The organism is Treponema socranskii subsp. buccale, from assembly GCF_024181585.1.
Taxonomy (GTDB): domain Bacteria; phylum Spirochaetota; class Spirochaetia; order Treponematales; family Treponemataceae; genus Treponema_D; species Treponema_D buccale.
On the sequence record NZ_CP054258.1, the window covers coordinates 606964 to 619769 of the forward strand.

Consider the following 12806-nt stretch of genomic DNA (forward strand, 5'->3'; position numbering starts at 1 on the left):
TGCAGTTTTCGCTTCTGTCTTAAAACGGTAATCGATAAAGCGCCGCAGGGCTTACGCATGAGAATCTATATTCCTCAAAAAATAACCATTACCGTAAAAAATCGGCTGCACTCCCGGCAGCAGCCCTGCCGTTCGCCGCGGCAGACCGTGATTGGAATCGGACTGCGCGAACTTTTTTACCAAAAAGTTCGCTTGCCATCGGTCTGAGCGGCTCGGCGGCATTGCCGCTGCCTCGCGTTCCGCCTTTTTTATTTTATATTATGTCTCTTTTCTGTGTATACATTTTTCATGCGTAATCCCTGTAAAGCGCCGTGATTTATCTTTACGCACGAGGTCTATTCGTCTATACTGTACCCGTTTGAGCGGGCGGCAAAAACGCCCTCGAACAATTCATTTTAATAATAATGTATCGCAGAGGTGATTGTATGGGTGAACGAAAAAATTATTTTAATTCGATTCCGTGGCGCGAAGCGCGCTTGCAGCTCGGTCATTGCCGTTCCATGGCGAAAGACGAATTCGATGACGGTGTAAAAGCGCTCAAGGGCAAAAAGATCGTCATCGTCGGCTGCGGCGCTCAGGGTTTGAATCAGGGTTTGTGCCTGCGCGCGAGCGGTCTGGATGTCGCGTATGCGCTTCGTGAAAGCGCCGTGTCGGGAAAACGGCAGAGCTGGAAAAACGCGGTCGAAAACGGTTTTAAAGTCGGCACTTATGCCGAAATGATTCCCTCCGCCGACGTGATCGGAAACCTGACGCCCGACAAACAGCACACGCCGGTTATCACCGAAGTTTTAAAATATGCACGTAAAGGCGTTACGATTTGGTATTCGCACGGATTCAATATCGTCGAAGAAGGCATGCAGATTCCGAAAGAGGATACCGTTATCATGTGTGCGCCGAAGGGGCCGGGCACGGAAGTCTGGCACGAATTTCAGCGCGGTTTCGGCGTGCCCGATCTCATTGCCGTGCATCCCGAAAACGATCCCGCAGGCCGCGGCTGGGCGGAAGCGAAAGCGCTCGCAGTCGCGATGGGCGGCAGTAAAGCCGGCGTTCTCGAATCGTCTTTCGTCGCCGAAGTGAAATCCGATTTGATGGGCGAGCAGACGATTTTGTGCGGCATGCTGCAGGCGGGCACTATCGTGTGCTGGAATAAAATGACGGCGAACGGCATTGCGCCCGGCTATGCGGTGAAATTTCTGCAGCACGGATGGAATTATATTTCGGAAGCGCTCAAGTGGGGCGGCATTACGAATATGATGGATCGCCTGTCGAATCCTGCAAAGATCAAAGCGAACGAACTTTCAAAGCGCTTGAAAACATTGCTGACGCCGCTTTACCGCAAACACATGGACGATATCATCAGCGGCGCGTACAGTTCGACGATGATGAAAGATTGGGACAACGGCGACCGCGATCTGCTTGCGTGGCGGGAGGCGACGGGACGTCTGCCTTTTGAAACGACCGAAGAATCGAACGATGCGATTTCCGAACAGGAGTATTTCGATAAGGGCGTTTTGCTCGTCGCCATGGTAAAGTGCGGCTGCGAACTCGCATTCGAAACGATGGTCGAAGCGGGCATTATGCCGGAAAGCGCGTATTACGAATCGCTGCACGAAGTGCCGCTCATCGCAAACCTCATCGACCGCAAAAAGCTCTACGAAATGAACCGCGTCATCTCCGATACCGCAGAATACGGCTGTGCGCTCTTTGCAAACGCCGCCGTTCCCTTCCTCGAAAAGGAATTCATGCCTTCCGTCGGCATCGACGTGATCGGCAAGGGAATGAACGTTCCCGACGATTCGGTGAGCAACACGGAACTCGTTGCCGTCAACGCAGAGATCCGCAATCACCCGATCGAAAAAGTCGGAAGCCGTCTTCGCGCGTATATGACTTCGATGAAGCCGCTTGCAGAATAATGTGTTTGCGCGGCGCGGCCGACAGGCCGCGCCGCCTCGTAAAAACCCATGAAAAACCGCGTAAAAATAGCAATTGTTGACGATTATATTGTCGGGCGATTATCGCGCTCGGGGCAATTAAGTTCCCGTTTATAAAGCGAAAATCGTACGGAGAAAGGCCATGAAAAAAATAACGATTGCATATTTTTTGCCGCTTTTGCTTTTGGGTGCGGGATGCGCCGTGTCCGCCGAAGGTGCGAAAGAAAGAGGTACCGAACGGCAAAGCGGTGCCGCGACGATCCGCATTGTAAATTGGAATGTCGAAACTTTTTTCGATGCGCATACCGACGGAAGCGAATATGCCGAATTCAAATCGTCAAAATCGAAGTGGGGGAGCGAGCGATATGCCGCCCGGCTCGGACGCTTGTGCGACGTGATAAAAAAACTCAACGCCGACGTATATGTTTTCGAAGAGATAGAAAACGAAGGAGTCGTATACGATATTGCGAATATGCTCGCAGGCGGCGTGTGGGATGCTAAAAAAAATTGGAATTACGCTTCTTTTGCCAAAGCACCCGGCGACGCGCTCGGCTGTGCCGTTCTTTCGCGTTATCCGCTCGGAGCGATGACCGTTCACGCTCTCGATATCCGCACTCATGCGAAACAGCCGCGTATGCGTCCCCTTATCAGTTTGTCGGTGTTTGCCGGTTCCAAACGCCTTGCAGTTTGCATCAATCATTGGAAATCGAAATTGGGCGGTGAAAAAGAAAGCGAAATCTGGCGCGATTGGCAGGCATCCGTCCTTGCCGGATTGCTGACGGAATCGGGCGGGACGGCGTTCGTAGCCTGCGGAGACTTTAACCGCGATATCGGAGAATTCGCGAAGGGTGCGGAAAGCGGCAGCGTCGTTTTATATCGGGCGGGTTTCGGCACCGTGTCCGAAAGCCTTGTCAAATCGCCGTGGCTTTCGGAAAACGCTCGCGCGATGTACAGCTATTATTATAACGGGACGGGAGAACGGATCGATCACTTTTTCATATCGGGAACCGCGGAAGCCGTTTCATTTGCCGCCGAAACGGACGGGCCGTGGGCGGACGAAGAAGGCGTTCCTTTAAGGTATGTGATGTACACGGGACAGGGCTATTCCGATCATCTGCCGATTGCGGCGAGCATACGTTATTGATTGTTGAACGGTGAGTTCCGAAAATATATTGACGGCTTTCGGCGAGAACTCCGTTCGCTCGGTTTTTTACTGTAGAGTTTGCAGCGGTGCTTTATTGTTCGTAACTCGGCTTTGCTCTGTTTGCGATGCGCGTCGGCAGATCGAGAACGGGTGAGTCGCCGGTGTTTTTTATTTCATCTCTGAGATACGGAATGACTGTCTGTTCTTTTATGAGTTCCCAATCGGCCGGCAGCTTTTCCGGTACGCCGAGCATATCGGTCGGAGGGGTATTTCTTAAAAGCATTGTTTTGTACAAGGGCAGGATATGTTCGTTTACTTCTTTGATCGAAGAAAAACCGCCTGCGATACCGAATTGATGTATGTCGAGATTTTGTTTCGCTTTGCGCTCGAGTATGGCGCGCTGGGTTTCCGCGTTTAAAAACCATTCGATAAAATCGTATGCGGCGTTTGCGTGTTTTGCGTGCTTGGAAATGCCGAGCGTAACGAAGGAATCTTCTATCGGGATTTTATTGTTTTCGTAGATCCAGCGGTAGTCGAGCTGTTCCGATTGTTCGGGCGTGAGGCTGAAAAGGGCATCGCTTGTAATATATGCGAACAGCGTGCGCCCCGACGTGACGCGTTTGAAGTTCGGCATGGACAGATATTTATACGCAAAATCCTGTTCGGTTTCGGAAGAAGTGTTTACGGTTTTCGACCAATTTTTGAGATAGGCGATCGCATCGGAAAGTTTGTCGGCGTTCCATGTAAACGACGATTTGTATTCGCGGAACTGCGCGCCTTTCGCTTTTACCGCAAAATAGAGAAAGCTGTTTCCCGCCTGCGGCACGAATCCCATGCGCGAATATGTGCCGTTTTTATGCAATTCGTTGAAAGCGCTTCCCGCTTTTTTTATCTGTTCGATCGACAGCGTATAATTGTCTTCAACCGCAGCCGCGTTTTCCCGAGAAAAGATGACGGCCGGCAGATTGAAGCTCACCGGCAACAGATAATACGCCTGTCTGATTTTTCCCGCTTCGAGAAGAGGAGGGTAGAAAATCGTGGGGGAGAGACCGCCTCCGTCAAATATCGTATCGATAGCTCGAAAATAGCGGCTTGTTTTATCGGTGCGAAGCCACGGCGCGACGACGATATCGGGCGGATTTTTTTCCGTTTTGGAAGTGATCGCTTCCGACGGATTTTTTTTATAGACGAGGACGACTTTTTTTTTGTCGTGCGTATCGTTGAAGAGTTCCCCGTATTCGGTAAATTCGGGGATATTCGTCCATATTGTGATAAGCGTTTCGCGTTTGAGCGAACAGCCCGCAAAAAAGAGGGCAAATAAAAAAAGAAAGCAAACGAGGGGTATGCTTTTTTTATCGCGGCGGGGAGCGGTCGATTCAAAGGGCACGGTACATCTCGTCTGCTGCGGCGTATATGTCGGTATACACCGATTCGATTTTATCTTCATCTATGCTGCTGAATGCGATGCGGAGCGTACGACTGTCGATCGATACGGTACCGATGCCTTTTTCCGATAACAATTTTTTGCGCAAGGTTTCCGCATCGATGCCGTTGAGGCGTAAGCTCATAAAATAGCCCGAATTGAACGGCAGCGTTTCGATTGCGTGCGACTTGTGAGAATCCACGAAACGCCTTACGGCGCGGTAACGCGCTTCGAGAATTTTCCGAAATGCGATTTTTTGCGCTTCGTTTTCTGGGTCGGCATAGGAGTGCATGAGCAGCGACTGAGAAGGAGTTGCGCTGCACGAAACGGAAGAACGTATGACACCCATGAGTTTTTTTACAAGCGCATCGCAGTGGTCGTCGTTGAAACTTTTGGAAGCGAAAGTAACGAAGCCGCAGCGGAACCCCCACGCAAAATCTTCTTTCGTCGGCCCGTCGATTTTTACTGCGAGTACGTTTTCGTGGATGTCCGCGATGTGGGCAAAGAGCGATTGCTCTTCGATATCGTTTTCATAGTTGAGTCCGAAGTACGCATCGTCGCATATGATTAATAATTTTGCGCCGCCGGAAGCCGCCTCCCGTATGATACGGCAGATTTCTGCGACTTCGTTTTTTGTCGGGCTGTAACCGGACGGATTTTGCGGAAAATTCAAGAGAAGCCGTACCGAACCGCGGGCGGCCGCTTCTTTTTTGACTGCATTTTCGAGCGCCGTCATATCGATTTTTTTTCCGTCAAAAAAATTGAATCGATGCAGTTCCGCCCCTCGCCGCGCTTCGGTGATGAGCGCATAGTTGTCCCATGACGGATCCGGCGCAACCAGCGGTTTCGCCTCGTCTATAAACAGGTCTGCGATATAGGAAATGCCTGCGGTAAGTCCCGGTACGACGACGGGAAGCGATATCTTTTTCGTTTTTAAAAGCGGGTTTTTATCGATTATCTGTTTTTGCCAAATCGTGCGAAATTCTTTTTGTCCCGCCGTCGGCGCGTACGCGACGAGGGAACGCGCATCGAAGGACGGAACGCTTTTTTGAACGGACGGAAGAATCGCCGGTATTCCGTGAATGATCGTCATGCCGATCGTCCCGTTCGCTTTGGAGGCGCCCTTTTTCGCTTCTTCGCTCTGTGCGATTATCCCTTTCGGAAAATACATCCTCAAGCCTTCTTCGGAAAGCAATGCGCCGGCGACGGAATCTGCCAATCGTTCGTTTAATTCTTGTGCTAAAGGGTTCAACATGATAAAATAGATTATTCTGAAATACGGTGAGATTGTCAATTATAATAATGTATGCAGGCTTTGAGGTTGTCAGATGGAAAAACACAGTGCGGGCGAAGCAGAACTCGCAGCAAGCCGCGCCCTTATCGAATCGTGCCGTACGGAAGCCCATAAGCGTCTTATCGGTCAGGATGTGCTGTTCGACGGTATTATGACGGCTTTTATCGCAGGCGGACACGTGCTGCTCGAAGGCGTGCCCGGACTTGCAAAGACGCTCGCCGTCAAAACCTTTGCGCAAATTTCGGGATTGGATTTTAAACGCATTCAATTTACGCCCGACTTGCTTCCCGCCGATGTTTCCGGCACGCTTATCTATGAGCAGGGAAAGGGCACTTTTTCCGTGCGCAAGGGGCCGGTGTTTGCGAACGTCGTGCTCGCCGACGAGATAAATCGCGCAAGTGCGAAAGTGCAGTCCGCCATGCTCGAAGCGATGGAAGAGCGGCAAGTGACGATCGGCGAAACGTCGTATGCGCTGCCTGAACCGTTTTTCGTACTCGCGACGCAAAACCCTATCGAACAGGAAGGTACGTACAATTTACCCGAAGCGGAGCTCGATCGCTTTTTGCTGAAGATCGTCGTGCCCTATCCGAAAGCCGAAGAGGAGTTCGCGGTCGTGAAGACGGGAGGTACGGCTTCTTCCGTTCCCGTTCGGAAAATTTTGAGTTCGAGCGATATCGCCGCGCTTCGAAAATTGCTTTCGAAAATCGTGTGCGACGATGCGCTTATCGAATACATCGTTTCGCTTATATCGGTGACTCGTCCTTCTCCCGATAAAAAAGCGTCCGAACACGACATTACGCGCTATATCGCATTCGGCGCTTCTCCGCGCGCAGGGATCGCGCTTTTACAGTGTGCAAAAGCGGCCGCGCTCTTTCAAGGGCGGTCGTTTGTGCTGCCCGAAGACGTCAAGCTTGCGGCTCCCGCCGTTATGCGTCACCGTCTCGTGCTATCCTACGAAGCCGCAGCGGATTCCGTCACCGCCGATGAAATCATTTCCCGCATCCTCGATTTCGTTCCGGTTCCCTAGCGATGAAACACCTGCTCGCCGTCAACAGAGAAACGCTCGCAAAACAGGCGGCGCTGCTCCGTCTTACCGCCGCCTCTCTCGCCGCCGGTTTTAAAACCGGCTCTTTCCGTTCGCTGTTCCGCGGACAGGGAATCGAATTCAGCGGCGTGCGTGAATATCTTCGCGGCGACGACGTGCGCGCCATCGACTGGAACGTTACCGCGCGCATGGGAAAGCCCTACGTAAAGCTTTTTGAAGAAGAGAGAGAACTTCAGATCTTTATCGTTGTCGATCGTTCCCGCTCGATGTTTTCCGGCACGGGGAGCAAAACGCGCTACCGTACCGCAGCCGAAGCGGCCTCTCTCGTCGCGATGGCGGCCGAGATAAACGCGAGCGGTATCGGCGCCGTTTTTTTCGACGGCGACATACAATTTTCATGCGCTCCCGAAAGCGGTCGGAAGCGGACGATGCTTTTGCTTGCGCGTCTCGATGAAGTCGACGAATACGGCGTCGCCGGTTCCGCACTCAAAAGCGCGCTCACGGGTGCGGGGAAATTATTAAAAAAAAGATCGCTCGTCTTTGTCTTTTCCGATTTTCGGACGACAGGATGGATTACATCGCTCGCTTCTCTCGCACAAAAAAACGACGTCATTGCGGTGCGTATAATCGACGAAAGCGATAATGAATTGCCGGAAATCGGGACGGTGCCCTTTATCGACGGCGAAACGGGTACGCGCCTCGTGCTTCCGTCTTCTTCGTCAGCCTTTCGAAATGCGTGGAGAAACGATAACCGCCGGAGAGTCGCGCACTGGCAGGAATCCTGTATCCGTCACGGCGCCGTTCCGCTTACGCTTTCAACCGACGATGAGGTCGTCCGCGTCCTTTCGAATTTTTTTTCGTATAAGGGGCGGGGACAATGAAAAAATTATTAATTCTTTTTTGCATTACGATATGTGTGTGTGCCGTCGGTTTTACCGAAGACGATACGACGCAGGTCGTCATGCCGAAAACGATCTATGTCGGCGACAGGGCCGAACTCAGCTACACATTCCGCTCCGCAGTCGATTTTTTTGCGGATATGAACGATAGCATTCTCTCACGAAAAATCCCGCTGAAGTCGCTTCCTTTTGAGACGGATACCGACGATTATACGATATTGGACGCGTCGCTTGAGCGGAACGGTCTTCTTTATACGTTTCGGCTTTTTTTTATCCCGTGGAATACCGGCTCCATCGATTTTCCGATGTTCGATATTTCCGCCGCCGTATACGGAGGCGCGGCGGCTCCCTTTATCATCGATGTACAGAGCGTCGAAGTTTCGTCGATTCTGCAGGATCAGGACGAAGCTCAGCTGCGCGCAAGTATGGGACCGCTCCTGCTTCCCGGCACGATGTATGCGCTTTATTTTGCGGCTCTCCTTTCGGTTATCCTTTTGATCGTAATCTTCAGACTCGTCGTAAAACGAGAGTCCGTGCGCGATGCGTATAAGACGTGGAAACTTCTTCGGCTGTATGCCAAAAACGCAAAAGAATTATACCGCAGCTTAAAACGGCTCGAACGTGCCGGGCAAAAAATCGACGATGCTGAATTCTGTACGGAGCTGCAGCAGCTTATCAGGCGCTACCTCGATTTCCGCTTCGGTTATCGATTCAGTGCCGTTTCGAGCCCCGCGATCATGGATACGTTTGAAAAGATTATGGCGGACGCGATGTCCGAAAAAACCCAATCCGGTGCCATGTCGCTTGCGGCGGTTTTGCGCCGTACCGATTACGTGCGTTATGCCCGCGGTTCCATCGATTCGAAAAAGGAACCTGCCGAAGAGTTTGCGGCGGATCTTAAGGCGGACGAACGCTCGTCCCTTATCAGAATCGTGCGCGATGCCGTCGAACGCTTCGAGGGAGACAATTGAAATGAGTGTATTGAAATTGATAATCGTCGATTTTAACCGGAGCGCCGCCTATGCCTGATTTCCGGAATCCCGCGGCATTTTTTTTACTGCTCTTTATTCCCGCTCTTTTTATATTGCGGGCGCTGGGAGTGTTTACTCGAATCGCGTTTCCGGCGACGCTTGCCGATTGGGGCGGAAAAACGTTCGAGTGGAAAGGGCGGCTGCGCAGTTTCGCTTCTCATGTTTCCCGCGTTTTCATTGTTGCGGCGTTCATCCTTGTCGTCGCCGCTCTCGCCGATCCGGTCTCTTATCGTCAGGAGCGCGTGTATACGTCGCGAGGGGCGGATATCCTTTTTGTCGTGGACACGAGTCCTTCCATGGCGGTAAAGGATATCGCAAATATGAGACGTCTCGATGCGGCGCGCCGTGCGATACATACGCTTTCTTCGGACAGCGGCGGTACCTCCTTCGGGCTTGTCGCTATGGCGACCGAAGCCGCAATCGTCGTACCTCCCACGACCGACCGTTCCGTGTTTTTTTCGCGGCTCGATTCCCTTGCGATCGGGAGTCTCGGCGACGGTACCGCAATCGGTACGGGATTGAGTACGGCGGTCTATCACCTTTCTTCTTCCGCCGCTCCTAAAAAATGCATCGTCCTCGTTACCGACGGAGAAAATAACGCCGGTTCGATTCATCCCGAAACTGCAGCCGAACTTGCGGAAAAAAATCATATCGCCGTCTATACGCTCGGTATAGGTACGAGGGGGGCGGCGCCGCTCGACTACGTCGATCCGAAAACGGGGCGCGTGTATTCGGGGTATCTTCAATCGGATTTCGATTCCGCTCCGCTCGAACGCATCGCTTCGATTTCCGGCGGAAAATATTACGGTGTGCAGACGATCGGCGATTTGGCGAACGTGCTTTCGTCGATCGGCAGGGAAATGAACGTCGTGCAGAGCTATCACTTGCGTACCGAAAGCGTCCGCTATTACGACAGATTTATCGTTGCTGCGGTAATTTTATTTGCGTTTGTGTTGTTTATATGCAGGGTTTATCTGCAGGAGCTCATTTGATATGGTAATTTCCTGTGAACGTCCCCATGCCCTTTTTTCTCTTGCATTGATCGTGCCGGTAGTGCTTGCCGAAATGCGCCGATACCGCGGAATTGTCGCGTATTCGAAGCGGATAGTCTCCGTCGATACAAATCTTCAAGGTGTAAAACGCATGCTGAATCTTTCACGCACGCTCGTCGTTCGGACGCTGCTCAGATGTTTTGCATGGATTATGCTGGTTTTTGCCTATGCGGGATTTTCATGGGGTACTTACGAAGTTCCGGTACAAAAAAGCGGAAGCGCCGTTTCGTTCGTGTTCGATATTTCATACAGCATGACGGCGGACGATGCGCCGGGAGGATTGACGCGGCTCAAAGCGGCAGCGCGCTATGCGGATATGCTGTTATCGCGTATGGAAGGCGTATCCGTTTCGGTCGTTTTGGCAAAGGGCGACGGTATCATCGTCGTTCCGCTTACGGAAGACAGGGCGATCGTGCGCTCTCTTTTGGAAACGCTTTCACCGAATCTCATGAGCGCTGCCGGCTCGTCGCTCGGCAAAGGCATTGAAGCCGCGTTCCGTTCCTTTCCGCCGGACTCGGCACAGGCCGAGCGTATTTGGGTTTTTACGGACGGAGATGAAACCGACGGACAGCTTGCCGTTTCTCTCGAATCCTGCGTAAAAGGAGGAGTGCACGTTTCGCTCGTCGGATTCGGAGGAGAGCAGGGCGTTGAAATAAGCGCCGGCGACGGGAAGACGAAAGTGACGACTTTTCTTCGCTCGGAGCAGATGAAAAAAGCCGCCGAGCAGGCATCGCTTTACGCGCGGCGTTATAATTCTGCAGCGGCGGTGCGGTATATCGATGCGACGGAAGCGGGATCGGCTCTCGAACTGCTGAAGCCGCTTCGAAACGAAAGAGCGATTACCGTTTCATACGAAGCGAAACCCGTCGAGCGGTATACTCTTTTTTTAATTTTTGCGATAGCGGCATTCGTGTTGAGTTTTGCCGTGACGGAATTCGATTTTGAAAATTATCGCAGACTCTTTCATAAAAATCAGGCGGCTGCCGTTTTGCTTTGCGCATCTTCGCTCTTGTTCGTTTCGTGTACCGACCGGATCGTAAATGCGAAAGAAACTGCGGTAAGTTCTTGGGCGTGGTATCAAAAAAAATATCGAAGCGCGATTGCAGGCTTTTTGCGTGTCGGAGAAAGAGCTGCCGAAAACGGAGACGCGCTTTCGGAACAATACGCACGGTATAATTTGGCTGCGACTTATATCATGCAGAACGAGTATGCGGCTTCTCTTTCCTGTTTGAAAGATATTTCGCCGATATCTCCTCCGCAAGTGCGTTTTGCAGCCTATTACAATAAGGGAATTATCGCATATCGGAGCGGTGATTATACCGAAGCTGCGGCATGCTTTCGGGAAGCGCTGAAGATCGACGGTACAAAAACGGCGGCAAAAGAAAATCTTGAAATTGCGTGTCGGCAGCAGGCCGTCAAAGAAGCGCACGAAAAGGAAACAGAACTCGTGCCGCTTGCGGAAGATACGGATGCGATCAGTGCCGTTGAAAGCGCGATATACCAACGGATACGGGAGAACGATCAAAAACAATGGAAAAACAGCGAACATACGGCAGAATCGAATTCTTCCGTCGATTATTAATTTTATCAATATTTCAGCCGGCGTGCAAAACGGCAGTTGCGGTATTGTTTTTATTGATTTTTATCGATAACCGTTTTCTCCGCGCTCAAACGTCGACCGATCTGCAAAAACTCCGCGTAACGCCCCCCGTCGGTGCGCTCTATTCGGGACGCGAATATATGTTTTCTCTCGTTATCCCCGACGTAAAACCGTCTTCCGTACAAGCCGATACTCCGGAAGTGCCCTCCGGCGTCAGCGTCGTGTCGATGCGCAGGACCGACTATACCGAAGTCGGTATGCAAACGGGAACCGAAGTCGATATTTGGCTTTCGTTCCGCGACGCGCGCATTTATACGCTTCCTCCTCTGCGCGTGCGCATCAAAGGGCGTCTGTATGAGATTCCGTTTGCCGATGTCAATATCGAACAGAATCCCGCTTCGACTTCTCCGCGCCTGATTATTAAATTTGCAAACGGTACGGAGGTATCCGACAATGCGGCAAACGATGAGCCGCTGTTTACGGTGCCTGCCGGTGAAAAAATTTTATTTACGCTGTATCTGCAATATGCCGTACAAGTCATACGCTTTTCGTGGCAGGCTCCGAAAGACGCTCTTTTAACGGAGCTGTGGCGATATGAAATCAATGACAGTGCTGCGCGATCTTCTCTGTTTACGGCGGATCCCATTCCCGTAGCGCTCTTCGAATGGCAGCCGCTCGTAAGCGGAACTACCGCGCTTCCCGACATTGAGCTCAGTACAAGCGCATACAGCGGCGCACGCGTAAAGCTGTCGCTTCCTGCTGCCGTAATCCGCGTTGTACCCGCGATTTCCGCCCCTCCCGATGAAAGCGACAGCAATGAAAGTTATTTTTCCTATGCGTTTTCCGAAGTCGATAATCCCGAAAGTGAAAATACCGTTCGTGCGGTTTCCGAAGCCGATTGTGAAACGCTTGCACTGCTTCGGAGCGCCGAGCGGCACGCTTTTTTCCCGTGGAAAGCGGTATCCGCCCGCCGCGCATTTGAAGCGAAGCTGGGGATCACGTCGGGCAAAGCGGAGCCGAAAACCGCCGTATGCACGCTTTTTGCAGTCTGCGCCGGAGTGCTCGCCTTGTTATGTATCGTATTGTTTGCGGCAAAAAAACGCGCTTTCGCATATACGGTTTTATGCGGTTTTTGCATCGTCCTTGCGTTTGCCGTCGCTTCGACAATACGCCTTTCGGCCGTATACGGTATTTTTAAGGGAGGAGAAATACGGCTCGTTCCGGATGAATCGTCCGGCTTCGTTTCTCCGATCGGAAGCGGTGAGCGGGTACGCATCGAAGAAACGGCGGGAAAATGGATGTATATCCAATACGGTACGACCGGCGGATGGGTAATTTCATCGTCGGTTGCTCCGATACGGTAGTTGATTAATAATTAATAATTGAT

General features: G+C 51.8%; 10 protein-coding genes. 8 read left to right on the plus strand and 2 right to left on the minus strand.

Annotated elements, in window-relative coordinates; genetic code table 11:
* Window positions 1-425 precede the first annotated feature (425 nt).
* On the plus strand, window positions 426-1913 hold the full coding sequence (gene ilvC / locus HRI97_RS02685; RefSeq protein WP_253726357.1) for a ketol-acid reductoisomerase: 1488 nt from the start codon (window positions 426-428) through the stop codon (window positions 1911-1913).
* 160 nt (window positions 1914-2073) lie between these two features.
* Window positions 2074-3075 (plus strand): endonuclease/exonuclease/phosphatase family protein, encoded by a 1002-nt coding sequence (locus tag HRI97_RS02690; RefSeq protein ID WP_253726358.1) that lies wholly within the window; start codon window positions 2074-2076, stop codon window positions 3073-3075.
* Between the two features lie 91 nt (window positions 3076-3166).
* On the opposite strand, the gene HRI97_RS02695 is transcribed toward HRI97_RS02690, so the two are convergent.
* Window positions 3167-4522 (minus strand): extracellular solute-binding protein, encoded by a 1356-nt coding sequence (locus HRI97_RS02695; protein WP_253726359.1) that lies wholly within the window; start codon window positions 4520-4522, stop codon window positions 3167-3169.
* Complete coding sequence (locus HRI97_RS02700; protein WP_253726360.1) at window positions 4452-5753, minus strand: aminotransferase class I/II-fold pyridoxal phosphate-dependent enzyme; 1302 nt, start codon at window positions 5751-5753, stop codon at window positions 4452-4454. The genes HRI97_RS02695 and HRI97_RS02700 overlap by 71 nt, the downstream gene beginning before the upstream one ends.
* A gap of 73 nt (window positions 5754-5826) precedes the next feature.
* Between HRI97_RS02700 and HRI97_RS02705 the strand changes: the two genes are divergently transcribed.
* Genes HRI97_RS02705 through HRI97_RS02730 form a run of 6 tightly spaced genes read left to right on the plus strand, consistent with a single transcriptional unit; the run spans window position 5827 to window position 12783 of the window.
* Window positions 5827-6819, plus strand: a complete 993-nt coding sequence (locus tag HRI97_RS02705) for an AAA family ATPase (RefSeq protein ID WP_180485207.1) — start codon at window positions 5827-5829, stop codon at window positions 6817-6819.
* Window positions 6820-6821: 2 nt separating this feature from the next.
* Window positions 6822-7718: a DUF58 domain-containing protein gene (locus HRI97_RS02710; protein ID WP_253726361.1), complete on the plus strand. Its 897-nt coding sequence runs from the start codon at window positions 6822-6824 to the stop codon at window positions 7716-7718.
* Window positions 7715-8707 carry a hypothetical protein gene (locus HRI97_RS02715; RefSeq protein WP_253726362.1) on the plus strand — a complete coding sequence of 331 codons (993 nt, stop codon included), beginning with the start codon at window positions 7715-7717 and terminating at the stop codon, window positions 8705-8707. Before HRI97_RS02710 ends, HRI97_RS02715 begins: the two co-directional genes overlap by 4 nt.
* A gap of 50 nt (window positions 8708-8757) precedes the next feature.
* Window positions 8758-9759, plus strand: a complete 1002-nt coding sequence (locus tag HRI97_RS02720) for a VWA domain-containing protein (protein WP_253726363.1) — start codon at window positions 8758-8760, stop codon at window positions 9757-9759.
* Between the two features lies 1 nt (window position 9760).
* Window positions 9761-11401 carry a VWA domain-containing protein gene (locus tag HRI97_RS02725; RefSeq protein ID WP_253726364.1) on the plus strand — a complete coding sequence of 547 codons (1641 nt, stop codon included), beginning with the start codon at window positions 9761-9763 and terminating at the stop codon, window positions 11399-11401.
* Window positions 11350-12783 carry a hypothetical protein gene (locus HRI97_RS02730; RefSeq protein ID WP_253726366.1) on the plus strand — a complete coding sequence of 478 codons (1434 nt, stop codon included), beginning with the start codon at window positions 11350-11352 and terminating at the stop codon, window positions 12781-12783. The genes HRI97_RS02725 and HRI97_RS02730 overlap by 52 nt, the downstream gene beginning before the upstream one ends.
* Window positions 12784-12806: the final 23 nt, after the last annotated feature.